At 50.8% G+C, this 26,035-nt stretch carries 19 protein-coding genes and 2 pseudogenes; 6 read left to right on the forward strand and 15 right to left on the reverse strand.

Annotation, left to right across the window (positions count from 1 at the left end):
* Window positions 1-6: 6 nt before the first annotated feature.
* Window positions 7-1,545 (forward strand): SAVED domain-containing protein, encoded by a 1,539-nt coding sequence (locus ACR0C3_RS19100; protein ID WP_480759958.1) that lies wholly within the window; start codon window positions 7-9, stop codon window positions 1,543-1,545.
* A gap of 426 nt (window positions 1,546-1,971) precedes the next feature.
* Here ACR0C3_RS19100 and ACR0C3_RS19105 read toward each other — a convergent pair whose 3' ends face one another.
* The 5 genes from ACR0C3_RS19105 to ACR0C3_RS19125 form a co-directional block, all read right to left on the reverse strand.
* Entirely contained in the window at window positions 1,972-4,365 is a 2,394-nt protein-coding gene (locus ACR0C3_RS19105; RefSeq protein ID WP_480759959.1) for a DUF5906 domain-containing protein, read from the reverse strand.
* Window positions 4,358-4,546 carry a helix-turn-helix transcriptional regulator gene (locus tag ACR0C3_RS19110; protein WP_480759960.1) on the reverse strand — a complete coding sequence of 63 codons (189 nt, stop codon included), beginning with the start codon at window positions 4,544-4,546 and terminating at the stop codon, window positions 4,358-4,360. Before ACR0C3_RS19110 ends, ACR0C3_RS19105 begins: the two co-directional genes overlap by 8 nt.
* Window positions 4,547-4,610: 64 nt before the next feature.
* Window positions 4,611-5,228, reverse strand: a complete 618-nt coding sequence (locus ACR0C3_RS19115; protein WP_480759962.1) for a hypothetical protein — start codon at window positions 5,226-5,228, stop codon at window positions 4,611-4,613.
* The gene (locus tag ACR0C3_RS19120; RefSeq protein ID WP_480759963.1) at window positions 5,225-6,406 is read right to left on the reverse strand and encodes a tyrosine-type recombinase/integrase; all 1,182 of its coding nucleotides are present in this window, start codon (window positions 6,404-6,406) and stop codon (window positions 5,225-5,227) included. The genes ACR0C3_RS19115 and ACR0C3_RS19120 overlap by 4 nt, the downstream gene beginning before the upstream one ends.
* 198 nt (window positions 6,407-6,604) lie before the next feature.
* Window positions 6,605-7,069, reverse strand: a complete 465-nt coding sequence (locus tag ACR0C3_RS19125; protein ID WP_480759964.1) for a hypothetical protein — start codon at window positions 7,067-7,069, stop codon at window positions 6,605-6,607.
* 226 nt (window positions 7,070-7,295) lie between these two features.
* Between ACR0C3_RS19125 and ACR0C3_RS19130 the strand changes: the two genes are divergently transcribed.
* Window positions 7,296-7,799, forward strand: coding sequence for a hypothetical protein (locus ACR0C3_RS19130; protein WP_480759966.1), 504 nt, complete (start codon window positions 7,296-7,298; stop codon window positions 7,797-7,799).
* Window positions 7,800-7,903: 104 nt separating this feature from the next.
* Here ACR0C3_RS19130 and ACR0C3_RS19135 read toward each other — a convergent pair whose 3' ends face one another.
* Window positions 7,904-9,727 (reverse strand): hypothetical protein, encoded by a 1,824-nt coding sequence (locus ACR0C3_RS19135; protein ID WP_480759967.1) that lies wholly within the window; start codon window positions 9,725-9,727, stop codon window positions 7,904-7,906.
* Between the two features lie 186 nt (window positions 9,728-9,913).
* Here ACR0C3_RS19135 and ACR0C3_RS19140 point away from each other — a divergent pair, with 186 nt between their 5' ends.
* Complete coding sequence (locus tag ACR0C3_RS19140) at window positions 9,914-11,101, forward strand: T6SS phospholipase effector Tle1-like catalytic domain-containing protein (protein WP_480759968.1); 1,188 nt, start codon at window positions 9,914-9,916, stop codon at window positions 11,099-11,101.
* Window positions 11,102-11,346: 245 nt separating this feature from the next.
* On the opposite strand, the gene ACR0C3_RS19145 is transcribed toward ACR0C3_RS19140, so the two are convergent.
* The 3 genes from ACR0C3_RS19145 to ACR0C3_RS19155 all read right to left on the reverse strand — a co-directional run bounded on the left by ACR0C3_RS19145 (window position 11,347) and on the right by ACR0C3_RS19155 (window position 14,838).
* Window positions 11,347-13,032 carry a hypothetical protein gene (locus tag ACR0C3_RS19145; RefSeq protein ID WP_480759969.1) on the reverse strand — a complete coding sequence of 562 codons (1,686 nt, stop codon included), beginning with the start codon at window positions 13,030-13,032 and terminating at the stop codon, window positions 11,347-11,349.
* A 98-nt stretch (window positions 13,033-13,130) separates the two neighbouring features.
* Complete coding sequence (locus ACR0C3_RS19150; RefSeq protein WP_480759971.1) at window positions 13,131-13,529, reverse strand: inorganic diphosphatase; 399 nt, start codon at window positions 13,527-13,529, stop codon at window positions 13,131-13,133.
* A gap of 1 nt (window position 13,530) precedes the next feature.
* A complete protein-coding gene (locus tag ACR0C3_RS19155) occupies window positions 13,531-14,838 on the reverse strand; it encodes a hypothetical protein (RefSeq protein ID WP_480759972.1) in 1,308 nt (435 codons plus the stop codon).
* 611 nt (window positions 14,839-15,449) lie between these two features.
* Here ACR0C3_RS19155 and ACR0C3_RS19160 point away from each other — a divergent pair.
* Window positions 15,450-16,715, forward strand: a complete 1,266-nt coding sequence (locus ACR0C3_RS19160) for a radical SAM protein (RefSeq protein WP_480759974.1) — start codon at window positions 15,450-15,452, stop codon at window positions 16,713-16,715.
* 1,239 nt (window positions 16,716-17,954) lie between these two features.
* Here ACR0C3_RS19160 and ACR0C3_RS19165 read toward each other — a convergent pair.
* The 5 genes and pseudogenes from ACR0C3_RS19165 to ACR0C3_RS19185 all read right to left on the reverse strand — a co-directional run.
* A complete protein-coding gene (locus ACR0C3_RS19165; protein WP_480759975.1) occupies window positions 17,955-18,374 on the reverse strand; it encodes a hypothetical protein in 420 nt (139 codons plus the stop codon).
* Between the two features lie 5 nt (window positions 18,375-18,379).
* A complete protein-coding gene (locus ACR0C3_RS19170; RefSeq protein ID WP_480759976.1) occupies window positions 18,380-19,504 on the reverse strand; it encodes a hypothetical protein in 1,125 nt (374 codons plus the stop codon).
* The gene (locus ACR0C3_RS19175) at window positions 19,505-20,836 is read right to left on the reverse strand and encodes a hypothetical protein (protein ID WP_480759977.1); all 1,332 of its coding nucleotides are present in this window, start codon (window positions 20,834-20,836) and stop codon (window positions 19,505-19,507) included.
* Between the two features lie 4 nt (window positions 20,837-20,840).
* Entirely contained in the window at window positions 20,841-21,251 is a 411-nt protein-coding gene (locus ACR0C3_RS19180) for a hypothetical protein (protein WP_480759979.1), read from the reverse strand.
* 170 nt (window positions 21,252-21,421) lie between these two features.
* Window positions 21,422-21,604, reverse strand: a pseudogene (locus ACR0C3_RS19185) (class 1b ribonucleoside-diphosphate reductase subunit beta); the annotation flags it as partial.
* Window positions 21,605-21,678: 74 nt separating this feature from the next.
* On the opposite strand from ACR0C3_RS19185, the pseudogene ACR0C3_RS19190 reads away from it, so the two are divergent.
* Window positions 21,679-21,843: pseudogene (locus tag ACR0C3_RS19190) on the forward strand (integrase core domain-containing protein); the annotation flags it as partial.
* 924 nt (window positions 21,844-22,767) lie between these two features.
* Here the strand turns inward: ACR0C3_RS19190 and ACR0C3_RS19195 are convergent.
* Complete coding sequence (locus tag ACR0C3_RS19195) at window positions 22,768-23,151, reverse strand: hypothetical protein (RefSeq protein ID WP_480759980.1); 384 nt, start codon at window positions 23,149-23,151, stop codon at window positions 22,768-22,770.
* Window positions 23,152-24,093: 942 nt separating this feature from the next.
* On the opposite strand from ACR0C3_RS19195, the gene ACR0C3_RS19200 reads away from it, so the two are divergent.
* Window positions 24,094-26,010 carry a hypothetical protein gene (locus ACR0C3_RS19200; protein WP_480759982.1) on the forward strand — a complete coding sequence of 639 codons (1,917 nt, stop codon included), beginning with the start codon at window positions 24,094-24,096 and terminating at the stop codon, window positions 26,008-26,010.
* The last annotated feature ends 25 nt before the right edge of the window (window positions 26,011-26,035 follow it).

Raw genomic sequence — 26,035 nt, forward strand, 5'->3', positions numbered from 1 at the left:
AAACCGATGACGCAGGCGGTGACCTCAAGGCGAGATGGTGACACCTTCCAGGCCCGTCAGTTCTGGCTCCGCGCGGCCAGGCTACTTGACCCGGACAGTCCGATCATTCGTGTCGGTTTCGAAAACGGGCCAAAGAGTTTTGATGATGTCTGGACGGAATATGCTTCCGGTAGCGAGCCGAAGGATGCGTCCGGCAAGCCGCTGAAACGAGAGCACTTGCAATGCAAGTGGCATGTTTCCCCGGGCACCTATGGATACTCCGATCTAGCGGATCCGGAGTTCATCAATGCAAATTCCCGCTCACTTCTTCAGCGTGCACGCGACGCGCAGCAGAAAAATGCACCAGACGGGTACGGCGCTCAATTCAAGCTGGTGACAAATTGGCAGCTAGATCGTGCCGACGCGCTCAATCCTGTCATCAGTCAGCGGTCGGGTTCTATCCGCCTGGATCGCCTTTATGCGGCCAAGACGGATAACAGTGCCGTTGGCAGAATCCGAAAAGCATGGAGGGAGCATCTCAACATCGATGAGGACGAATTGCGGCTTCTGGCAAATACAATGGCCTTCGGACACACCTCGGAAACCTTAAACGATTTGCGTGATAGGTTGGATTTGCTTTTTGCCTTTGTTGGACTGCGCCGAGTCCCACCTCATGAAAGCGCGTTCTTATACGATGACCTCATCTTTCAGTGGATGGGCCAAGGCAAAGTGGAGTTCGACCGTGATAGTTTCAGCGCGCTGTGCGAGGGAGAGGGCCTCTTCGGAAATACCCTAGAGCGTCCTAAGGTATATGGGGTGAAGTCGTTCGAGCACGCCTTTGATCGGCTCGAAGATCGATGTGATGAAGTTCTGAATTTTGTTCCCGTTTTTGACGAAAGATACATTCGTGATGACGCGGATTGGTCAGCTACAATTTATCCGGAGCTCTCAGAATTCCTCCGGTCCGCTGCAAGTGACCAAGTAAGGTTGCGACTGGCGCTGGACACTCACACCACTTTATCCTTCGCGGCTGGTAGCGTGCTCAATATTAAGTCCGGTCGAAGTGTCGAATTAGAACAGAGAACGATCGCGCGAAACATTTGGGCCGCAGATGACGTTCCTGCTGATTCAGAATGGTCGAGACTCGATCAGACGCTCATCAACCTGCCAACTGACGCACCTGACATCGCTGTGGCCGTTGGTATTACGCACGATATCGCTAGTGATGTTCTCCGTTACGTTGAAAACGAGCTGCCCTCTGTCGGGCGGTTGTTGGTACTTCGCCCCTCAACGGGATCGAGTTCGTTGGCTGTCACAGCGGGGCGGCATGCATTCGATCTCGCTCAATCTGCAGGGAACGCGATGCGCTCAGCAGATTGCACGCGACCACCTAGATCAGTAACCCATCTGTTTGTCGCAGCGCCCAATGCGTTAACGTTCTTCCTCGGTCAACAAGCACCAGGGCTCGGACGCCTGTGCCTATATGAGTTTGACTTTGAGGGTGGGCGTGACCGCAGTTATCGCCCCTCGCTGTCTTTTCCAATTTCAGCACAAGAAGGTCTCTAAATCGTTGATGCCAACTAGTTGATCGCACTTGAGCTGCATAAGGGCTCGGGTTGCGGACACCTAACAACCTCGATGTCCGCTATGACTGACTTGGGTTACTACTATTTGCATCAACCGCGAATGTCCTGAATCCTCCCGTTTAGTTTGGACTTCGCAAAGCTAGTTTCATGAATGCCCCCTGGGCCTCATATTGCTCCGCTGAGGCACTAAACGTAAAACACCAGGTACTCTGCCATCATAGCAACAAGGCGAGTGTACACTGCCCACAGAAGCGCCCAGGATGATCTGGTGCCCGCACGCAATGTTGAGCCGGGTAAACAAATAGAAGTATGGGTAATATAGGTAGTATGGGTAAACAGGCTAAACACCATAGACCAAACAAAAATGGGCGGCACCAAACCACCCATTTTGCCTATTTCACCCATATCAAAATGGCGGCGCACCGCCGGGATCGAAGTCGCCGTAATCTTTCGGAGGGTCGGCATCTCCGAGCCACTCGCTTGTGTCATTAGACCACGGAATAGTCTGACCTATGAAATCTTCGAAGCGTCTGCGACAGATCGAAAGGGAGGGAAAGTAATATCGTGTCGAACGGTCCAGAATGGGATCGCCTGAGCGTAGGTGACCGGCGATAAAACTCCCACTTAGCACCTTGCGCATTTTGCCGAACACTCTTGAGAGTTCCCGACCGAAGATGGTCTCCTGGACATAATCAGATTTAGGAAACTTGCGAACCAACTCGGAGTGCATTGCAGCGATCGTTGTGATCCCTGGACCGTTTCCAGGAGCGTCTGGTTGTGGCAACTGCCCGAGGTCCAAGACGTGGTAAAGGTATTTCTCTATCGGGCCTTGTGCCTGAATGATCTGGTCAAAAAGCTCCGGCGTTTTGATCGTTTTGCGTGGATCTGGTCCTTTTGAGATGTCACGCTCTACCAGGTCATACAACATGGCTTGGTATCCACCATTTTGCATCTGCTGCATTATCGCTGCGAAATAGGCTTTGTCGTCTCTCCTTTGGTCGGATACGTAGAATACTTGCCAACGGCGATCACCGACATCTGCGGGAACAACGGATCGTTCATTTGAGGTTACAATGAAGATCATGCGGTTCTTCATCATGATTGGATCAACCCCTTTTTGTTCGATCATGATGTATGGTTCCGTGATCATTGTCTTAATCACGCCCGCGTTTCGCCGATCACCTCCAAACATTGCTTCGTCGACATAGACTAACCGTCGCCCGAGCATGTGATGATTGAAGCGGCCTCTGACGTGATCGTCCTTTGTGATGGTCACAAAGTGCGGAAACCAAAGTGCACCATATGCATTAGCCCACACGCCCTTCCCTGTGCCTGGCAGGCCGATAAGCGCAGGGGCAGTGCCGATAACATGTGCTGGCTGCTGAACACCCAAAGCCATCCAGTTGAGCGTCCATTCGAATCTCTCATTGTCGCCGCTGCAGATGTTTTGGTGGATGTGCTCCTGCATGCCACTCCAGTCGCCCGGCTCCGGTTCGACCGCGAAACCACGCCATGTGTTCCACCGTTCGCCGTTGTGACCGGAAGGCAAAGATGGATCAAAAATCACCTCGTGGTAGTGTTGCGTATCAGCGCTTTGGAGCCAGAAATCAGTCTTGGAGCGCTGGCGGACATTTCCATTTTCATCGACCACCGAAAACCTTTCCGATTTGTTTCGGTCGATGAATGCTTGCTTGCTCAGCCAAGAAAGAACCTCATAGCTTGTGGAATTCTTTAATATGATGCGCGTCGTTGCAGCGTAGGTTAGCAGCCCATACTTGGCGTTGTATTCGCGAATTACTGGGTGCGTTTTCCCCTCCCAACCTCCATCTTTTGCGAGATGAAAAACCGTTCCGATAGTAAGAGTGCCGTCAGGTTCAATACTGTCCCAAATTTTACGGGATTCGTCCGCGCCATCATATTTTGTAGAGGAGGAGGCCCATCGATCCCAGAGTTCGAAACCCTGTTCTCCAAGGTTGTGTTTCAAAGCGAAAGCAACCTTTGTCCAAGTCTCGTAGTCATCGGAATCTATGAAATTTAGCGCTGCTTGAACCTCCTTTTCGTCCGCGCTTGAGCCATTGTCCATGGGGGCTGTCTTTGGCAATTGTCTTGTTTGTACGGACTTCTTCGGCCCTTTTGGAGCCGGTGGATCGTATAAAGACTCAACGTTTGGTGAGTAGAGTTCGTCGATCTTCAGCGGTTGATAATCGCCCCAAGGGACTGGGTGCAAAGCCGCATTTAATGGGACCGACTTGCGAGCAAAAGGAAACGCCACCAGGTTGCCGAGTTTCCCTTCAGCAACTTTCACATTCTTTGGAAAGACCTCGACGACCTTTTCGCGGACCCCACCCTTTGTTCCGTGCTTGAAGCCGCAGCTTTCTATGACAGCCCTTATGAACTGCTGAACTAGTTTTGCTGATTGTGGTTCCTCCCAAAACATCCAGACATGGAGCCCGGCGCCACCGCCTGAGCGGCAACAGAGTGTCTTCAAACCTCGACTGTGCAATTCTCTTATTATTGGTAACGCTGCTGCCTCCATCTCGTCCCACGACATATCTCCATCGTGATCATCAAAATCGATGACTGCGACACGCGTTGAATCAGAAAGAACAAAGTAACCACCGATTGGTCTTTCACCATTTAAATGTCGGACGATTGCGGCACGCGAAACACCTGACTTAATGGGGCGATACTTTGGCTGGCCGAGCGCATTGTAGATTGCGTGCGTCTGCGGGTTGCCGAGCGCGGCAATTCCATCCAGCAGATCAATTACAGCATCGCTGAGTTTGAGATCTTCAGACATCTGTGCCTCCATCGATGAAGGCCAGCAATGCTGAACGGCGATAGCGGACCGCTTTGTTTCCAAGCTTCAGATAGCTTGGTCCGATGCCAAGAGAACGCCACTTCTCAAGTGTCTGGTGGCTGAGACCAAGCAGCGCCGCAGCTTGCTTGGTGTTGAAGAGCGGGTCGTTTGTATTCTCCATTGGAAACCTCCTTCGTCTGTGGAGGTCTCCCAATAATCAAACAAATCTAGTCAGAGCCAATCATTCAAAATAGGTGCTTCATGTCCCGCACCGGCTCCCCTGGTTCGGCAACTGGGATCATGAACGGGCCAAGAAGCGACCTGGCTTGTTGGAGCCACCCCAAGTCATGCCCGGTCTCTATGCCGTCGTAGATCGTGACCTGATTGACGAGCTCGTCGCGCTGAGTTCGAAACTTGCGGGCTAGCCTGTTAACGACGCTATCCTCCTCGACCATCGTGCTAAACTCTTCCCCGAGTTCTTTGCGTTGATGGATTACTTCACGCGCCAGTGTTTTCACTCCTCGGCACTCTGATGCTAAATCGTCGCCCCAAACGACCTTGTTGTCACCCATTTGGTATGTGGCTCCTCCGCGATCTGCGATGTACTCCCGCGCCATTTCTGCCAGAAGTGGGAAGTCCCGAATGGTTTTCAGGTCGTCTTTTGGCTTGATGCCGAACAGCGCCTCCTTCGCGTCGCGGAGCCGTTCGAGTTCATTCACTGCTTTGCCTGACTGCATTGGGTGCGCGCGAATGAGTGCCAAAAGAAGTGTGTCGACAAATGCGTTTGAGAGCGGGCTTACGTCACGCCAGTCAACATCTTCAATTGTCATGTCGTCGAACCAATTCTCGTCGGAGCCGTTCATGATGCCTCCCTCATTTCTTCATTGGACACGAGCTCAAGGATTCTGTTTGCCACGGCAGCAACGGGTGCTCGAAGGCGCTCAACATCACTGACAATATAGCCAGCCGTGACATCTCCAGAAAGCCGATGGTTCAGCAGGCGTTTCAACGCGTAGTGGGGGATGTCGAGGCTTTCGGCGATAGTGATAAAGGTGCGGCGTAAGTCGTGCAGAGTGAATTTGACACCGCTTGCCTCGCAGACGCGGGATGTGAACTTCTTGGTTTCAACGATATGGCCAGTTCGCCCATTGCTGGGAAAGACCCAGGGCGAGTTTCGACGCGTTTCTCGACGTTCTTGAAGCAACTCCACTAAGAAATCTGACAAAGGCAAATCAAGTGGGTCTCCGTTCTTTGTCTTGGGGATATGCAGTGCCTTCTCCGAAAGGTTGATTTGTTCCCACCTTAGGCTCGCGATTTCGTTTCTACGCATCCCTGTGAATAGCGCAATCAACAGAAAGTCGCGCGAATATTCCGGTTCATTCATGACTGCGGTCCACCATGCAGGCAGATCGCCAGCTGAGACGGCGCTACGCCGTCGGGATTCAGGAAACCACGCGCGAGCCTGGGTCAGTATCTGGACAGGGTTTGGCGGGAACTCGTCGTAGCCAGCTGCGGTCACATTATAAACGGACCGAAAGTGGCGCATGACCGTGTTCGCAGTAACTTCCCCATGGTCTTTTGCTATCTGCTGGTGCCGCTTCAAGACCATTTGCCTGGTAATTGAGGTTAGGGGCAATGACTTCCATTTGCGCAGATAGAGCTTGATCGTGCGTGAGTACCTGTCGCGAGAACTTTCAGCTAAGGTTGTTCGCGTTTCGAAAAATCGGTTAAACGCCAGAGAGGTTGAAATGTTGTCCTGGGCGGCTTTTCGTTTCTCCGCGTTAGGGTCTATCCCCGAAGCCATACTACTCAGACTAACCAGTGCGCGCTTGCGCGCTTCATCGACGGACAAGACATCCGCACGCCCGATTGTAACCCTGCGCGTCCGACCGTTTACTTGGCCTTCGACGTAGAAAACCTTGGAGATTGCACCAACCCGAACCCCGAGGCCGCGTAACAACTGATCTCTGTGAAGGATTTGCCCCTCTGAAGGGTGTGGAAGCGCCTCTACTGCGCGCTTTGTGAATCGAAATGTAGCCATTGAGACCTCCTTTGGCCTCACCTCATTTTAGGACTGAAATCTCGAAATTACAATCAAAATCAGATAGTTAATCAGGCAAATCAAGCGTAGTCAGGCGCGCGCGCGCGTAAGTAGGCAAGGTAGGATCGCCCGTTAAACACTTACATGCTTTCCTGTATCCGGAGACCGCGGCTCGTTTGCTGCACCAGCTAGAAGGACCTAACCAGGGAAGTCTTCGCCGGTGTTTTCCATAACAAGATACCCGATGCTGTTTTGGCCGGGTTGATCAAAGTGCTTCGAGGCAACTTGCCAAAGAGTTGGCATAACTTTCCCAAGGTCTGTCGATCGCGAGCGGAGTAGGACGATAACCCGATCACCGATATTGAGCTCGGAAGCCGCCTCCTTGTAGCCACCTCGGTTGTCTTTGGGGATGTGCGCGCGGGCCTGCCCCATTTGTATTTGATCGTCCCACACCGAGCATACAACGTGACCACCTGCGCCCCGTGCGTGCCCCCAAAACCCTCTGGCAGTCTGGGGCATTTCCTCGACACCCGCCATTTCAAAAGCCTTAGTCCAAGGCAAGAACTCTGTTGTCATTCCAAGCGTCATCTCGATCCTGCTCACTTGGTTTTTGATAGCATCTGCGCGTTGCCTTGTGGAGACTGTCAAATTCAAACGGCTCAATGCTCATAGGGATCACTAGTGCTCGCCAAGTCGCTTGGACCGAGAGCGCGCCCTACCTGATCTGGACAGATACCCGTCGATGGGGTGGGGTGCCCCCAATCCTTGGGTGCTAGGATACGAATCTGTTTCTGAAGCGGGCCTCGACATCTCTTCATCAGCGGCAATAGTTTGTGGGTGGTGGATACCCCGTCGACCGCATCTACCAGTCTTATGCTTGGAAGAATTCATGAGCGCTCGCTTAACGAAAGCAATTGAGATCGGAAACGCTGCGCAAGCAATTTTGCGCAAGACCAAAACGATCCCTAACCAAGATTTTGATATCGAAGAGGGTGAGGATTGGGACGAGCGCATTCATATAGGTGTTGAGCCAATGCTCCTTGCTCTATCGATGGAATTGGCCCTTAAGGCATGGTTTGTGTTCGATTATGATGACCCGAAGTTTCCGAGAAGTCACAATCTAATCAAGCTGTTTGACCGACTTGCGCTAGACAGCAAGCAAAAGCTGGATACAGAGTTCAGACGTACCGTTGCTCCGATGTTCCCCAGCATCTTCGCTGAGAATGGAATCCGAAACGTCTTGTACCAGCATCAAAACGCGTTCGTTGATTGGCGCTATCTACATGAAGGCGGCAAAAGCATGAGTTTCAACGAGTCGGAATTTGTCTCTACGCTCGAACTGGTTCTTCGCGAGTTCAAAAAACGCTACAGAGTGGTTCGGCATCCGACCTAATTGTTCCCAACACGTGGTGTCAGCCTCCGAATGTACAACTTAACATAAGGGCGCTTAAGCATACTTGCCCTTGCGAAAAGTCAAACTCTTCTTTGCATCGCTTCCTAACTAGCGTCGCTGATTACGACAAAGCTGGCTCCGAGAGCCCCGCAGTTTGCCTTTGCGCCCAATAGTAGAGCATCGAGTTGCTGCATTCTCCGCGTCGTGGCGTTTGCATGCCCATCGGTCATTGCTTGTCTTGCGTTTGCAAGTGCTTCCTGTCGGACTCTTGGTTGCAGAATGACCACTTCCAGTTCGGCGCTTGAGCCAACGGCAGCCAAAGCGGCTAGAAACCCAGTTCTGTCAGCTTGGCGGACTCCATTGTGCCACACTGCATCGCGCAAAACTCCCTCTCCATTCAGTTCGAGCTTCTCGCGAAGGAGATTTCGATCAACATGTCGCAGGTTCTTGATGGCTTGGCCGACTACTACTTCGTAGTCAGAGACAGAAATTTGCCTAGTGTCGTTCTCAGACCCGCTACCTTTTGCGTGGATCAGAGTGAGTTTCGCAGCGCCCGGGGTATCGTCTAGGTGGATGAAATCGGCTGATTCACCGGCGCCATCGTCACAAACAAGCCAGCCAGAAGGGTCACCAAAGTTCACGGTGATCGGCCAATTACGCACAACCAAACCAAACAGTGATGTATCATCATCGTCACCTATGGCTTCAACAGCAAAGCGGCGGCCGTCCAAAGGTTTCTCTTGTTTTACGGAAACACCAGCAGCAGCCATGTCTATCCATTCCCAGTCTTCAAACTGCGCATCTCGGAATTGAGTTCGGTAGAACTGACCACGCGAATAGGTGTGGCCGGTGTCAAAGTAGAGCGTCAGGTTCTCCGGCTCGCTGCAGACCGCAAGAATTTCCTCATGATGTTCCCTAGTTTCATCCCAGGTCTGTTTTTCAATGATAAGTTTATGACTTCCGTCAGACTTGGCTTCGAAGCTAAACGCCAGTTCTCCATACTCCTCATCTCCCCAAATCACTCGGGCGCGGAAATCGCGCGAACCGTCTTGTTCAGTTACAGCAAAGTGAACTTGGTCTGCGAACTGTTGTAGCCAGCGATTGTCATCGCCCCGTGCGACTTCGTCAGCAAGCAATTGTTCAGGCACGACGATCGCTACGTCATAGGGATGTTCTACACCCTCAAGGTCTGTTGTGGGGCGCGCAAGCACCGGAATTGGACTATAATCGTCAGCCCCGTCGACCAACCTTTGTTTCGCCTGAAGAAGCAATTTCGCCATTCGGTCCGCAAATTGTTCCCAATCTTTACTTGGGCCAAGCCATACTCGAGCATGCTTCGGACTAGCTCCCACGATGGCAGGACGACCTGCATGCTCAAGTTCAGCATTTGATGATGTGGTGCGTACCGAACTGAAGAAGTAACTTTGGTCATCCAAAGGATCCAAGGCGTTTTCTAACTCCGCTCCGGAGAGCACTTTGGAGTCCGGCTTGACGAGCGAACGACGATGAGCGCCACTTAGCCACAGAGTCCGGACCTTTCCTTCAACAAACGCCGCTTCAACGTCGCTTGCGCCCATTCTTTCGATGCGTTTGAAGGATGCTTTTTCTGCTTTGATTATTGAACGTACAATCGTCTGCCTGGCGCCATTGTCTGTGCAACAAATGGAAAGAACATTTCCCAACGCAGACACAACGACGAGATGGTGCAGAGTGTTTTTCAGGTCATCCTGAGTGTACCAAGCTGGTGGACGTTTCTCATCATACGCCAGCCAGGTAAGCTGCATTCCATCCGGTGCGTCTGCTGGATCTTGGACGCTGGAGAAGCTGCGAGTTGCTGAAGATGCTTCGTTCTTTGGCAGTACGCTAGACCGCAGTTCAGCGATGATATCTTTTCTTAGATCCACAAGAAGGTCGTCACTGTCATCCACGATTGTGAATAGAGTGGCCGATAGATATGGTCGGCAATCGTCATAAGAAATAGTCATCTTTTACCTCAAAATTACTCCGCCTTCGGCACTCCGACGGCAACAAGAGACTTCTTTGAAAATTTCGGTTCAAGTTAAAACGCTTGGTGTTAGTCTACCTGTATACGATTTACCCATAGGATGCAGCATTTGAGCAAGAACATCGTCATTTTGTGCGACGGAACATCGAATGAGATTTCGCAGGATAGGACCAACATACTGCGGCTGTTTGGATGCCTAAACAAGTCGCCGGAACAGTCTGTGTTTTATGATCCCGGGGTAGGCACATTTGGAGCTGAGAACTCCGCTTCCTACTACTACCGGCGGGGCGTTGAGATTTGGGGTTTGGCGACCGGTTGGGGTCTAGATGCAAACGTAAAGGAAGCCTATCGCTATCTTGTGCAACACTACGAGCATCGGTCAGGAGACGGAGCTGATACCGAAGGCGATCGGATCTTCATTTTCGGATTCAGTCGTGGCGCTTACACCGCAAGGGTATTGGCGGGCTTTATTCATGCAGTTGGGCTAATGCATCCAGATAACCTGAACCTGTTGGATTACGCCTACCGAGCTTATAAGAGCATTGGCGACAACGAAAAGAGCGAGGGCGGCGAGAATGCGTTCGCCGAAGTTCGCCTATTTGAGCGAATACTGCGGCCAACTCGACCCAGAATCCGTCTATTAGGCCTGTTTGACACTGTTGGATCAGTCATTGAAAGCGGAAGATATGGGCCTAGACTTAGATCGCATGCGTTTACAACGACCAATCCCAGCATTGAGAGTGTGCGGCATGCCGTCGCCCTGGATGAACGAAGAACAATGTTTCAGCCACAACTTTGGCCAACCGGCAACCCTTACCGCACAAAGCACTTCGACCCGAAGTCGGAGATCGAGCAAGACGTAAAGGAGGTCTGGTTTGTTGGTTCACATGGAGATGTCGGTGGCGGCTATCCCGAAGCCAAGAGCGCGATTGCTAAGATACCGCTTGAGTGGATGGTCAATGAAGCGAAAAAGGCAGGCCTAGAGCTCAAGACGCGCACTATCAATACAATTGTTCTTGCGAAGAACGGTGGACACTACGTCGGTCCTAATTTGCAAGCGCCAATCAATAACTCAATGAATGCGGCTTGGTCTTTGTTGGAGGCAGTGCCAAGGCCTAAGAGGCGACACGTTTCAACGAGAAGAAAGAGAATTCTGGGTCTCTATGTTCCATGGTTCGAAGAAAGAATTGTTCCTGAAGGTGCCACCGTTCACTCAACTGTCTTTGAACACGATAATGGATCATCTCCAGTTAAAAGGTCCAACCTTCCAGTAAATTATGTCGTTGAGGATGCGTGAGCAGCTTCCAGCATTGGAGGAATTATCAACCGAGTTGAGGGGATGCCAAGTTTTAGGTGAACATACAGCATCTTGAAATGCTGCTGACGGCGGAGGGCTCCTGTTAAGTGAAGGAACCGGGAAGGTAATCATCGCGCCGTTGGACGACTGGCTCGTCACGCTCAAACAGTCAAATTGAACTACTTTATAGGGTCGATCATAACGAGAAAACAGATCTTAAGTGGTCGCATTCAGGTAATCACAGCCTATCGCGAATGCATGCTGGGTGGTGCGAGGTTGCCCTGCATTAGGATTACAACAACAGGAGTACGGGAGCCATCTTTTGGATACATGACCGAAACACAATCCTCGGCAAGATACGGTACGCTGGACTTCTTAGAGCAATCAAGAACGCACAATATCGAAACTTTTCTTCCGCTTGCCGTACTGTAGCTCGACGCTTGATCGATGTACTTTCTGCAATCTGCCAGCTTCAGCCGTTTATCACTAACAGATTTAAGCTCAATCCTAATTCCCTTAAAGGACAAATCAGCTATTCCAGCCCCTACTTGAGGATGCTGTTCCAACGCTTCCCCTATTCGAGGGTTACTCCTTAAAACTTGCCTGATCCTATCCTGAAACTCCGCCTCATTTATTACCCTGTCGATCGAGTTGTCGATCAGTAGTTGACCCGAATAATTTAGTAATACCGCAAGTGGCTGCATAAGGTCTGCCAGTTCATGGTCCGTTAGGTCTCCGCTACGCTGCAGTTCATTCCGCAAGGCAGTCAACCTTCGTTCCAATCTAGAAAAACCAACCAATGGAACAAAAGAAGATCTAGCTGATGAGTTTTGCCAAGTATGAGCAAAATGCCGATTTCCTTGGCTGCCGAACTCTCCAGCTAGAAATAAGGCTTCGTCAATTCTGCGATACGCCTCCAACAATGGTCCGTCAGGCTGAAGCGAGCCTCCAATTGCCTTGTTCAACACCGCCATAAGCACGTTCACTGTTGCAATGCGCAAGGTTTGTGCATTGTCTGGCGTCACGTGTGCGACTCCAATTGTTGCAAGTGCCTGCGCATAACACGCAGCTATGAAGGCCTGGGCAGATGAAACAAACCGCCAATGCTCCTCCGAGTAGTAGGTCTCAAATAGCTCTAAGTTAGCTGAAGCTCTGCCAAGTGGTTCCAAGAGTCCCAGAGAAACTATCATACGCTGGAGCACGGCAATGTCGTAGTGCGGGAAATGAGCAAGATCATCCGCGCTGGAGTTCATTTTCGGGATGCCAGAAGCAGTGACAGTGAGGTTGTTGTCACAGTAGTGCTCGTAATAAAGAGCCGACAAAACGCGTCGCGAGGAATTTGCAAATTTCTCGTCGAGCATATTTGAAGAGCTCGCTGCCAATATGTTGTCTGTCGTAATGGCCAAGTAATCATATTCGAACAAGACTCGTTGGACCTCGTCGAGATGAAGGAAAAACTCTTCTTTGTCGTTAAGTGTAGCCCGCACCGCAAAATCAGGGAATCTTCTTCCAGAGATCGAGAAGATTTCTCCACGTATCTTATCAGTCATAGAGTAAGAATTCGTCTTGTGAATCTGAAAATCGAGTACTGAATCGGCGTTTTGAAAGAATATAGGCTTCGAAGCAGGGTCCAAGCCGTACATCTCCTGACGAGTCCGTAAAAAACTTGGTACGGATCGATCGCTGCTCGTATTCAAAAGAATGTCATATCGATTGAGCTTCAGGATCAGGTCAAGAAGCTTTTGACGTTCATTCAGGTACATCGTCAGCGGGTGAAGATTTACCGAAAAGCCGGATATATGAAATAGCACAAGTGCATGGATGATTTCGATATCGGTTCTTTCCGAACGCTCGCTCCCAAACGAAAGAGAAGCTTCTTGATCCAAGAAATGAAGGAAAACTGGTCGCTCAATTTCGATTAGTGTGGACACAAAACTCTGCTCCGTCCGTTAAAATGTTCATGTTTGGCGCGGGATATTTGACTGATCGGTTGCGCAAGTTCTTGTCTGTCAGTCTTGTGGGTGCGTTCTTACGGCGCCAATGGTGTCCCTCTTCTGAAGCTTTTTGTATCGCAGCAAGTCACTATCTCAACGTCAAAGTACTTCTCAACAAAGCTAACTGCCTCGAAAATATCAGTGACTGAGCGATATATATTGTCGCGAGAAGCAATTAGTTTGAACTCAACATCGTCCAATCTGTCTACCGCACCAATCACCCGCGTTTCGCAATCTTCGTGACCGAAATAGCCATCAACTAGATATACATCGATCGGGCTATTATCGCCTCCGATAGTGTTCGGAATATATCCATAGTCAATCGGGTATACGAGGTCTGGCCAGTCAGGATGCGCGCTTCCCCTCGGCCTATCCAAGATGACTTCTACGGCCTTTCCAAGCCACGGTTGAAGACTTTCTGTATGTCTTGGCATGCTACTTTTCCAATAACTTTTTTAGAAACCCATTAAGTGACCTTTTTTCAAACACTACGTCTTTTCGCAGTATAACCGAAATCCGTGCTCCAACCACGTAGGCATCCTTAAGGTCTCGGAGATCGGGTATCAGATGGCTGCTGCATGCCAACATCCACAAAGGTTGCCAACCGAAGTCTCCTACATTGACAATTGTATCTGGCACCTTGCCTTGCATGTCTTTTGGGGTCACGCTGACAATTACATCTTCGTAACGCGCATTTAGAAATTGAGCCAATGATCCTTCTAGCCCGGACCGCTCCTCGCTCGAGGCGAGGGTTGTTAGGCGGCGCGTGAAGCCTGGCCCAAAATCGGACTCTTTCATCTCAATGACGTTTTCGTAATGATGAGGATTTTGTAATGCATCCGTTACCTTTGTCTGATCCAGCGCATTCAGCTTGCTGCCAAGAAGTGTAAGAAATTCGTCGTCTCCCATTGTCAGAACCATGCCTGCGGATATCCCAGATTCGATTGGCTCACCTGTTGCCGCCTCAATCAGTCTTATCGATTTGTCGAGAACGGCATCTGCAACAGTTTTCTGTCCTGAATAGTTGCCTCGTAGAATTACTTCGACGCGCAACTTATGGAGGCTTGCCAGCCTAAAGAGAGCGTTGAGACCCCAGCCAGATTCCTCGCTGCAGTCCAACCCGTACCTGAATACAGGTTCCTTTATATTGGCCTTATTGATTGGGAAGGCCCTGTCGCCGGGATTTACCTTTATTGCCGCTCCAGCTGAGAACGGGTACGCCGGAATATCATTTTGGATTCCGATCGCAGAAATATCTCGGTGACACCAATCTAGAAGATCGGCTGCACAGACTCCGTGCACGAGGTCATAGGCAAAACAAAGAACTGGAAGTTTCTCTGTCGCTTCCAAAAATGAAATGCGCTGAAAAAGTGTATCTTTTAGGTGGTGTATGTCGTCTCGGAAAATTCTAGGTGCGTGCCCGACAGCCTCTGCAACTACCAAATGCTTCTTTAGTAAAAGCTTTTTTTTCTCAGATATGTTTAGTATTTCGATTTCGTCAAGAATATCCGAAACGCGTCCGCCGAATAATTTCTCAAAAATAAAATCTGACGTATTGAAACGCTGACTCTGGATTCTAAGCGTGTGGCCCAGCGGTAGGAGGGCAATATCATGGATGATTGAGTATAGGCGCAGAACTAGTTCGAGTGAGAGTTCTTTTCCAAGTACCCTCCGCATCTCACTGACTATTGCATGGTTGCTACGAAGTAGATCGCCAGTTGAACGCGTTAGTCCATCAAACATCTTTGTGGCCCAGTACGAGGTACCCAAACTGTGTAGATATCTAGTGTGTTCGGCCAATGGGTATTCGTGGTAGGCCATTCCCATCTGTCGTAGCTTTCGCATCCGCTGCAGAGCTGTCGTTTGCAGCACCAACTCTTCCGCGTGCAAAAGCGTGTGGTCATGCCCAGGTAAGATTGGGACAGTCCTGGTCGGCGTAGTCAGCCAATTGAGGGTATCTGACACGGGTACCAATGGCACGTCTGTCTCAGATTGCGACGTAGGTGAAGACAAACGGGTCCTCCTAGGTTACTAAAGGTTGCGTTACTACGCTGGATATCCCAGACCGTAGGTGACCCACACGCAAGATCGACCAGCTTTTGGATGACCTGCACTCTCACGTTTCGACGCTAAGATGCGTGCTGAACTAAGTAAATCTCCTTGGTGCGCTTGTACTCAATGGAGATGCCTTCATTTCATCTTTACTGCAGTGTACTTCCAAGAGCGCTTTTTTGGTACATGCCTCCATACAAAGTCAGATTGAGTCTGCCGTGCTGGCGTCTCGAGACACTTTTAACGAAACTTGATATTGCGTACCTTCCGCTCGATATCCAATGCGCAATTAGGTGACTGAATTGAGCTATGATGAGCAAAAGCTGGGCAACATTCTTGATGCCAATAGTGAGTTCGATCGATTTGAGCATTACTCTCGCGTCGTAGGCCCCGTCGACGAGTTCGAGGGCCTAGACGAAACCCCAGCGAACATCCGCAACATCGGCTGGACGCTCGGGAACGACTGCCCCTACCGATGCACGCATTGCTACAGCATGAACGCGCGAGAGCGCGGGCGCGACATGAACAAGCCCATGATCGACCGCATCGTGAAGCAGCTTGCTAAGGTCGGCGTCGCCACAGTGAATCTGGGCGGCAACGAACCAATCTTCACCAATGGCATCAAGCTTGACGACTCGCTTTTACATTACATTATCGATGCGCTCGACGATGCTGGCATCCAAGTTGGCCTGACCACCAGCGGTATCTCGATCCTCAAGCTTTACGAGCGCCACAAATCGTCCTTCTTGAAGCTGAACGACGTCGACGTCTCATTCGATTCCCCGTTCGAGGAAGAACACAACAAAAACCGCGGCGCGAACATCTTCTATCAGGCGATAGAAGCGCTTGACCTATGCTCGGCGCATGATGTTCCGCATACCTGCATTATGGCTGCAATGAACTGGAACTTCAGCCTGCGCCATATCGATGCACTCTTCGTGCTGGCACGGACACACAATGCCAACATTCGGATCAATCCCGTCAAGCCGATCGAGCCACATCACTTGAGCATGGCGCTGCCGGTCGAGGATTACTACCGTGGGTTCTCGCGATTGATGGAGCTTTGCCACGCAGTCGATCTGGGCGAGCCACCGATTGCTGCGATGACGCAGTACTCCCAAGCCCGGCGCTGCCCTTGCGGACGGACTTCGTTCCGCATCCACTCGATCACGCCCAACGGCGAAATCTTAGTCAGCCCCTGCGTCTACCTGCATGACTTTAAGGCGCCGATGGACCTGCTGAAGCACGACCTGATCGACATCATCAACAGCCCTCAGTTTAAGGCGTTCCGTCAGCGCAACGCCAATCCCGAAAAGGTCGGAGACTGCGCCGAGTGCGCGTATCTAAAGGGCTGTGGCGGGGGCTGCGCGGCGCGCTCGTATCTCTACCATAGCCATCTGTCGGGTGGCGAAAAAACGATGCTCGCCAAGGATCCTTACTGCCCACGCGACATGGCGCCAGATGTACCCTTCCCGGTCGATCCGCCCATCGATGACAGCGAATGCCTCGTGCATATGGACTACTTGTGTACCTGGATCGGGCGGCCACGGGCGGACGTGGAGGTTTGAGCATTAAGAAACACTGCTTCCAGCTGCCAGCTGCGCCTTCCAGCCTATCGGCCCGCCTACCAACCGGCTGTCAAGCTGCCCAAATCCGGGTGCAGTTCGGTCTGAAGGTCCGGAATGACTGATAGTGCAGACTTCAGTGCAGATTGCAGCATCCAATGCTTTGGGCTCTTAGTTGCCGTTCGCTGTAAGTTGCCCGAACGTTCGCCGTCAAGGGACTAGCTTTGCACCAGATAGTGGTTGGACCGAGAGCGCGTGACGCCCTCAAGTAAAACTTAGCCGTGGATGGGGCGGGGGTGTGTTCGACTAGTAGGGTTTTAGTAGGGACTGTGCGTCGAACGTCCTCTGGGTACATCCAGCACCATCCAAGCGCGCCGAGAAAATAGCTACTTAATCATAACGAGTTATACGGATTTGGAGGGTCTCGTCCGGTCACGTCCAACAACTGGACGGCAAAATTCGTAATGATGGGGTCGGGGGTTCGAGTCCCTTCAGCGGCACCAATAAAAAATCAATAATCTTTTAAAATCAAATATTTGAATACAGTTTGTCTTGATGAAACCACCCTTATAACCACCCAGACAGATTGTATTGTGTTTGATTTCGCTCGCATTGAGCGAAGTTCGTCTTTGGGTGTCGCAGGTTCGAATCTTGCACGGCTCACCACTTTTTTCATTTTCAAAACAATAATTTGAGACTGGCATTGTCCAGATATACTCAAGCCAAAACCTGCTGCGTTGCCGCGCTAGGGGACATATGGGGGACAAAGCTGTAAATTCTTGCGTTGACCTAGATGAGAACAAGAATGGAACATTTAGTAATGAAAAAATGGCCCAGAACAATTCCTTTCGACCTCAAATGCAAATTGGAGGGCATTCGCGAATACCGCAGCGAGCCAACGCTACAGGATGATTGGGGTGTGAACTTTGAGTGGCTAACCCGATGGCATCGGTGAAGAGTTCATCGCGAACAATACCGCATTTGTTTCATCGAGCTGCACCGCAAACATCGCCGTTTGCCCCCGAAGCGACGCTGAACGTGAGATGACAAACATGCTGACGGTGATGACAATGAGCGAAGTTAGCCTGTAGAGTTTTACAAATCTTACAGTACCAAAACTTCAAAATCCCGATTTTTGGAGCAGACGGTTACGCAATACAATATGTCTTGGTCAAGACGGTGCAAAAAGCCAAAAAACCAAATTGACTCACAAATCACGTCTTCAAAAGAATTGCGCAAATATTACTGCTGCAATCGAACGTAGGCGTTAAAATCACAAGCCGCGCCATGATGGTAGCTGCATTCAGGCCCTTGTTCTGTCTGGAAGCTGGTGGTGCTGTCCGGGATAATTGCAATCGCGCATTGTGTCTCGTTGTAGAGATCATCGACCAGATAGAGTTGACCGGCATCATTACGTGCCAGTTTCCCCTCAACGTCGCCAAGGCAGCCGTTGGCGATGATCGAAGCCCACGCTCGTTTGCCTTGGATATTCACGACAACCGTTGTGTTATACTCGGTGTCGCCACGATAGGTTCCTTGTTGGAGTTCCTGAGCCTGGACTACGGATCCAAAAAATGTCACGGCCGCCAAGGCAACAAAAAGTATTCTGCAATAATCAGGCATAGAAAAATCCTCAAAATTTGTTCCGTGTTTGCGTTCCAATCGCCTCAAGTGAAACGATCAATACTCATCCACTCACCAAGCGGACAGGGATAATTTTCCCGCTTATCGTTGATGTTGGGGCCGCCTTCGCGACCAACGATTTCTACTTTGCTTTGCCCAGATTCACTTTCCAGGATGGAAACGAAGTAGCTGCCCCGCTGCTGGCCCACCATGTACTCGTTATTGAATGCGATATCGACTTCGATCAGACGGTATTGGGCGTTTTCCTGCGATGCCGCCTCTTGGACCCTCTTCAATTTCAAGTCACGTCCAAAGAGACCATTTTCCCCCATCCATGCCATGCGAGGCCGATCAGCTTCATTGGAGATGTCATACATTTCGTTGAAACCAATAAAACCGCGCGGTGAAATACACGCCGTGACGTGGGCGCCCAGTGCCCACAACTCCTTATAGTCCAAGGGACCAGAATAAGCCCCAGGCTGAAAGGCTGGGGCATCTGACTTTGTAACCTGTAAGGATGTACCTTTTGCGGTTATGGCACCGCCATAGAAAGGCTTTGAAGCATCGGGGTGACTAAACCTGACATCAATCGACGTCTGCTCTGTTCCTGCCTCCGGTAAGGCGGTCCATGTTTCTACAGCAGATCGTGTGCTTTGGCCTGATACCACGTAGTCTTTTTTGAAAGCCTTTGCGCTAACAATTATTCTAAACAGTGAATACTCGCCGACTTTTGGTGCGCTGTCGTCAGCATCAACTTGGAAACCCATCGAATCCAATGTCTCTCCGTCTTGCATGAACACGCTTCCGGGCGGAAAAGTTGCCGTGTAGTCTCCAATCGTCAATGATGCATATGTGAGCAGAGTTTCGTCTTTGATACGTTCATCGGAGGTGATCTCTATACCGTCCCCATCAAAAACCAGCGTCAACACGACTGTGTCTGTTTTGTCGTGATTGAAAGCTGCCTCAAAAGCTGAGTTGTCCACCTCACCACCAAGGGCGTGAAACCCGTACAAAGGTTCAATTTTATCGACATCAGCCACTATTCTCACTGAGAACGAGTCTGCTAGCGCAGCAACTGGTGAGAACACTGCCGCAACTGCGAGAGTTTTCCAAAAACAGGACATTGTTAACAAAGTCTCCTTGTAAAATTCTATTTCCGCGGTCGGCATTTAGCCAAAGAAACCGCCACCTTTTTTGTTCTTCTTTTTGGGGCCAAAGAGCGTCATTTCGGTATCATCCTTTTCACCGAATGCCGTCATGATCTTCCCTTCTTTCTTCTTGGTATCGAAAGGATTGCCGGGGGATAAATTGACTTCCATACCCATGACATCTGTCGTGGCACCTTTGTCTCCGAAGGTCACATCACCGACCTTGTAGTTGAGGCCCCGATCCGTGACTGAGACGTTCTCGCCCAGACCCACGGTCAGTTCTCCATCACCGGACATGTAAGCGCCACCGATCTGGACACCCAGCGGATCCACTAGCCTGCCAGTTTGTACCGGGAAGTTACGCCTGGGTGCGCTCTCCGCCTTGGCGCCGGTCTTCAGCGCCTCTGGAATACCTTCCTCGTTAGACGCTCTGTCTCCATTGCCTTGCTCGGCTTTAAAGAAGTGATCATGGATGGCGCGAGCAGAGACCAGAACACCATCGTTGCCCACGTTACGCATTATCACTGCGGGGTTAATCCCGATGAGATTGTCTCCAGAATCCTGTGCCTGAAGCTCGACGTCCACCATCAGTTCAGCAGTCAGATTTGAGTACCCTTTGCCTTCGACACTCTCTGGCATCTGGATGCCTGCCATACTTGACCCCCAATAGATGGCGCTGCCGCCGTTCAAATGGGCGTAGTCCCAGTTCTCATCCAGATTGAGGTAATGGACCTCGCCAGCCAGCCATTTGGCGTCTCCTGTCTCCTCTCCTGTCTCCTGAAGATATTCTTCGACAATCTTGTGCTCATTCCACGCGACTTGCTTCCAGACTTTCGCTGTCATCGGGGCATAGTACGTGATGCGACCAACCTGAAACTTGGTGTCCTCTGTCTCTTGGATTGTGGGATACATCACAACCAAAGAGCCTTCCGGAACCACCATCTTGCGGCCCGCATATGCGATAGCAAAGGAGCAATCAGCAAAGATGTATTCCCATTCGAGCCTGGTTGGGGTCAACAGAAACTTGCAGCCCTCTGGAAGCCCTGACGGCTTGGTGGCTGTGCAAGGCTGTCCTTGTTGAGCCGCCCGCTTGCCGGCCCCTTGCGTTGACCCAACGGCTTTGTTCGCCGATGACGAGGAACCCCCGTTCAGGGTCTTCATGGTATTCACAACCCCGACCCCGGCCGCAATCAGCAGGACCACACCGGTCAGGAACGGCCACTGAATATCAACCCAGGTGTACAGGGCCAAAGCATTCAGGCCGCCGACGATCCATGCATGCTTAACTTTCTTCTCCTTGGCCAGCCAAGCCAGGCATCCCAAGGAGATCACCAATAGTATCGTCAAAAACATGTACTCAGTCCTTAAAATGCGTCGCGAACAGTTCTTTGTGCTTATTCTTCAGCTCATCACTGAAAACCGACGGGTCTTCCTGTGCGAGGCGGAGAGCAATGAATAAAGATCTGGAGAAATTTGTAGATTTTCCGGCGACAGACTGATGGCGGAATTCGAACCACTTCGCCTCATCTTCCGTGTCCGGTGCATGACGCTGAAATACGTCTTCCATACCCCGGAACAATGCGACGATCCCCAATGATCGTGTTTGACCGTCCTCCAGGATGACACTGCGCAGATCACCAGCTTCATAGGATGCAAATTCCGCAGAAGCTGTTTTGTAGATTTCGTCTATGACAGATGTGTCTTCGGGGATTTCAACGGCCAGCATATCGTAGCTGTATTCCAGCTCGTAGTCTTCTGGTGTTGGCATATTATGTCCTTAAAAACAAAAAAACTCGGCAAACTGAGCCGAGCTTAATGGGATTCATTATTGAATCAATATGTTTGTTTACAGGGACTTAATACGAATCTGAGGCGCAGACATAAGTCTCATTATGATAATGCAAATGAAAAAGGGAGCTTGTGGCTCCCCTGCTGTCTTTAGAAGTTACAGTCTTCGTCTTCAGTCGTAACAGACTTACCTATGATGTAAGACGACCCAGATCCCGAGAAGAAGTCGTGGTTTTCGCCGTCGGGGCCGAGTGCCGCCAGGATCGCCGGTTTCACCTCTGAGATATTTGCTGGGAACAGCGCGTCGAAACCAAGGTTCTGCAACGCTTTGTTGTCACACTGTCAAAGACGCATCTCAAAGCCGTTTACAATGAAGCTCTTATCATGTTTCGCCGCGCTTCAGTCGCAACTTCCGACAAGCCAAGGTGGCAATCAAGAGAGAGTTCGTGGAATTCTTCTACTGTCTAACAGAAGCGCAGATTTTGATCGAAGAATGGAGGAAACACTGCAACACAAAACGCCCGCACAGTGTTTTGGGAAATAAACCGCATTCCCCGGAAACTATCGTTTAAATGGACCAAAGGCCGGTCATGCACTAACAATCAAATTGGACCACACAAGTGGGACTGATCATGGCTATCTAAGCCCTATCACATTTTTGGAGCGAGTTATGAAAGCTTTAGTGGCCGTCCACGAAACCGGCAGCAGTCCACTTATCGAATGTAAAACTACTGCGGACAGGATCAGGAATCCGCGCTCTTTTCCATGATTGTTGCGGCCAATCAACAGTCAAGCCGGGGCGCATTGTCAGGAAATTCTGTATTCAGTAAGCGTCTTCACATCGCTGGAGGAGTAGAATGCTTCGGTCAGAAAAAATTGTGCATTCGTGCTGAAACTCCGGAAGTCAATAGTCGAGGAGCCTCAACTTCGGATTCGTGCACTCAAATATACTTTACAGGTCTTCGATTTGAATTTTTCAGCGCCGTGCCGATGGGAAAATATTATCCAAAATTTTGAATAATAGTAGAAAAAAGACTACGGGCATTTAACCCACACAAAATGCACAATTTTCTTTTTAGTGTTGAAAAGTTGCGGTGCAGCGTAATACCGTGATCACAAACCCGTGAGGGTCAGCTCATGTTTTTTTCGAGTGACAATAGCCAAGTTGGGATTTGAGAGGCATATTGGGGATGACGAAACGGCGGCAAAAGCTATTGGACTTCATCTTAGCATTTGCGTCTGTGTTCTTTCTTCACATTTCTGCCTCAGCTCAAGAGACAGTAACAGGTGTTCTGGATATTCCTGGATTTGATCACGCTGAAATGGCGAATTTTCCATTAAATGGAAAGCACAGCCAAATCATATGTGAATCGTGCCACATCGACAATAAACTCGCGGGAACCCCGCGGGACTGTGTATCGTGTCATAGTGGCGGGATTGCAGGCGGTAAGCCGTCCAATCACCCCCCGGCTGGTAACAATTGTTCGAACTGCCATTCAACCGCAAACTTCACACCATTTGCCTTCGACCATGTCTCGATTCAAGAAGATTGCACCAGCTGTCACGGTGCAGGACGGGCACGCGGGCAACCTGCAAATCACATCCAGGTGGCGGGAAGTTGCGACAATTGCCATGTAACCACTGGTTTCTCGGAAGTGAGGTTTGAACACTCGGCCGTCGAAGGAACATGTAGTTCGTGCCACAATGGTTCCATTGCCCCCGGACAGACAGTCGATCACATTCAGGTCCCCGGGGTCGAGTGCAGCGAGTGCCATTCCACGCTGACTTTTGCTGGAGGGATTGTAGACCACAATTTCTTCAATCAACTCTGCGTGGACTGCCACAACAACTTCGTCATTTCGGGTAAACCGGTCGACCATTTGCCTGCTCCGGAAACGTGCAGTGATTGCCACACACCCTTTTTCGAACAACTTTGGACAAATGTCGACTTTGACCACGACGTAGTACCAGGAGATTGCGCGTCGTGTCACTTTGCCGGAAACCCGTGGGGCGCCGAGGCAAAGCCGTCGGATCATATAACAGCTGGAAACGACTGTGAATCTTGTCACACGACATTCTCATTCGCCTTTGGCCGAGTAGATCATAGCCAGGTCATCGGCAATTGCTCGGACTGTCACTACGCGGGAAATCCATTTGGCGCTGTATCAATGCCAGCTGCCCATAACGACACGAGCATGGTTTGCGAGGCTTGCCATGTCAGCACGCAGTCCTTTTCTGTCGTATCAATGGATCATGACGAAACAACAGGTTTCTGTGCGAACTGCCATTCGCCCGGCAATTTCTACGGCGCAACCGTTTCTCCAGCGTGGCATACCGAGGATATCTTGGAATGCAGCGATTGCCACATCGATACGTTTAGCTTCGGCAACGCTGTAATGAACCACGACGCAGCTACAGATAATTGTGTTGCCTGTCACGTACCCGGATCAAACTGGGGTGCTACACCAAGGCCAAGTTGGCATTTTGAGCCCGCTATGGCTGGGGTGGATTGTACGTCTTGCCACGCTTCCGGAGAACCGCCTCTGCCCGGTAGCACCGTGGACCACACCTTGCTCACCATCTCGTCTGGTGCCGAATGTGAGAGCTGTCACGCTGGTGCTGGCGTGGGTATTCCCGGATTCCCGCATAGCGCGGTCTCCAACGACTGTGTGGCCTGTCACAGCGCCGGCGCTGAGACAACCCCCTTCATGTGTCACTCTGAGATAATGACCACGTGTTCAACATGCCACGATTCAGGGCTTTGGGGGGCGCCTCCGGGACCACCTGGTCCTGCGCCCGCGCTATGCGTGAGGAACTAGAACGTGATCAAAGCTTTTCAGCAAGAAAAACAAAAAAAGGCAGTAGCTAGGAAAGGGCAGAAAATGAACAGGTATGTTACGATTGTCTTGTTGATCCTAGCGCCGACTTTGATGGTTCCCAATCGAATGACAGCGCAGTCAAGCCGGTCGAGCCCCGCCATCGAACAATTGTACCGAGAATCCCTGGCCGCAATCGAAACCGAAAACTACCTGCAGGCTACCCAGTTGTTGACCCGGCTGGTGAATTCACCAGCTCATGTCCACAGTCGTGAAGCCCAAGAACTTCTTGGAAATGTCAGGGAGGCCAACGGGCAACTGGCCCATGCGGTGGCCGAGTATGAAGCCTATCTTGGAAAGTACCCAGATGGACCTGGGGCGGAACGCGTTCAGCGGCGACTCAATAGTATTTTGGGGGGGGCTGCTCCGGTTCAAAAAGACCCGGAAGTTTCGGAAAACCGCGTACGTCAACCAGCCACAGGGCCAAACACACAACTACCCAGAAGTGAGCCCGTTCGCACCAGTTATGGCAGAGAAGGACAAAGCGGCGTTGATGGTGCAGATCCAGACCAAAGAACGATGACATCGCGCGGCGCTGCGCGTCTGGTCTATCGTTACAACGAAGGCTCCAACGAATTCACTGAACTGAGACCGGATGGCATTCCGGGGATCTCGGAAAAGGATGACGACGTTTTCGATAACGCTCTGAGCCTGGCGCTTCGGTATACGCGTACTTATGATGATAGGAACAAACGGCTCACATTCTCGTTTTCGGGAAATCAGACCTTGTCATTTGAAGACAGCGAAGACAGCGAGACCCGGCTTTACGAAGCATTCTTCAGGTGGGAAAATAAGAACTCCGGCGGTATTCTTACCTTTGGACGCCAACGAATGGAGCCACGGGCAATTGCATATCGGCTAGATGGTTTGTCTTATCGCTGGCCGACAACCTCCGGCGTAGAGTTGGGTGTGTATGCCGGATCTTCGGTTGAGAGCACACGAACCGATTTCTTTGCTGCGGACTCATATCTATTCGGGGTCAGTGCCACACTTGCGGCGGGTATTGCCGGTCCCGGAGCGCTGTCGGGTTACCTATATGAAGAACGAACCGACGACTACACGGATCGCCGCGTTCTGGGCTTGGAATATGACTATGACTTTGAAAACGGCGCAATGTTTGCCAATGCTGAATACGATGTCATGTTCCAGGAATTTAATCGAATTCTAGTTTCCGGCACTCAAGTGTTACCCAATTCAGGGCGAATTACGGCCAGATTGGCCTATTACCGAAGCCCGACGCTCTCGCTTGAGAATGCACTAATCGGGCAATCCGCGACTTCAATTGAAGAATTGCAGACCACCTTGAGCAATGATGAAATCGAAGATCTGGCTCTTGATCGGACTTCCAAGGTTACAACCTTCGGACTAACCTATTTCGGCCCGATTAACGAAGATTGGGATTTTTCTGCGTATGCTTCACTTTATGACACCAGCGGAACGCCTGCTACGGTGGGTTTGCCCGGCGCAGATGATGTTCAAGCGATCGAAGGCGATGGGGTCCGAACCTATGTCGGATTCGGCGTTTCTGGCACGTCGATTTTCAAACTGAATGACCGATTGAACCTTGGTCTGCGTTATTCACGAAGCGACGACGACGGTTTGTATGTGGCTTCTTCCTCTTTGCGGTATCCAATTTCAGACAAGTGGCTGATCCGACCGCGCATTCGCATTGGCTATCGGGACGAAGACGACGGCGGGCAAGAGAAGTTCATCGTCCCATCAATCTATTCTCGTTACAAAATTAACCGTGAAACGGAACTGCAGTTCGAAGTTGGTGGGAACTGGTCCAAGACCGAGTCCTCGACCAGCATTGTTCGGCAACGCCAGTACTTTGTTACCGCCGGGGTATCGAGGTCGTTTTGATCAACGACGCTTGGGTTCAGCTTCT

Source organism: Ruegeria sp. CK3, assembly GCF_056536565.1.

Bases quoted from the DNA above. Each gene is read 5' to 3' on its own strand.
- ACR0C3_RS19180 (WP_480759979.1), bottom strand. From the start codon at position 21,251: ATGCCAACACCAGAAGACTACGAGCTGGAATACAGCTACGATATGCTG.
- ACR0C3_RS19195 (WP_480759980.1), bottom strand. From the start codon at position 23,151: ATGGTCGACCGGTTTACCCGAAATGACGAAGTTGTTGTGGCAGTCCAC.
- ACR0C3_RS19175 (WP_480759977.1), bottom strand. From the start codon at position 20,836: ATGTTTTTGACGATACTATTGGTGATCTCCTTGGGATGCCTGGCTTGG.
- ACR0C3_RS19115 (WP_480759962.1), bottom strand. From the start codon at position 5,228: ATGAACGGCTCCGACGAGAATTGGTTCGACGACATGACAATTGAAGAT.
- ACR0C3_RS19170 (WP_480759976.1), bottom strand. From the start codon at position 19,504: ATGCCGACCGCGGAAATAGAATTTTACAAGGAGACTTTGTTAACAATG.
- ACR0C3_RS19105 (WP_480759959.1), bottom strand. From the start codon at position 4,365: ATGTCTGAAGATCTCAAACTCAGCGATGCTGTAATTGATCTGCTGGAT.
- ACR0C3_RS19130 (WP_480759966.1), top strand. From the start codon at position 7,296: ATGAGCGCTCGCTTAACGAAAGCAATTGAGATCGGAAACGCTGCGCAA.
- ACR0C3_RS19110 (WP_480759960.1), bottom strand. From the start codon at position 4,546: ATGGAGAATACAAACGACCCGCTCTTCAACACCAAGCAAGCTGCGGCG.
- ACR0C3_RS19120 (WP_480759963.1), bottom strand. From the start codon at position 6,406: ATGGCTACATTTCGATTCACAAAGCGCGCAGTAGAGGCGCTTCCACAC.
- ACR0C3_RS19150 (WP_480759971.1), bottom strand. From the start codon at position 13,529: ATGCCAAGACATACAGAAAGTCTTCAACCGTGGCTTGGAAAGGCCGTA.
- ACR0C3_RS19100 (WP_480759958.1), top strand. From the start codon at position 7: ATGACGCAGGCGGTGACCTCAAGGCGAGATGGTGACACCTTCCAGGCC.
- ACR0C3_RS19155 (WP_480759972.1), bottom strand. From the start codon at position 14,838: ATGTTTGATGGACTAACGCGTTCAACTGGCGATCTACTTCGTAGCAAC.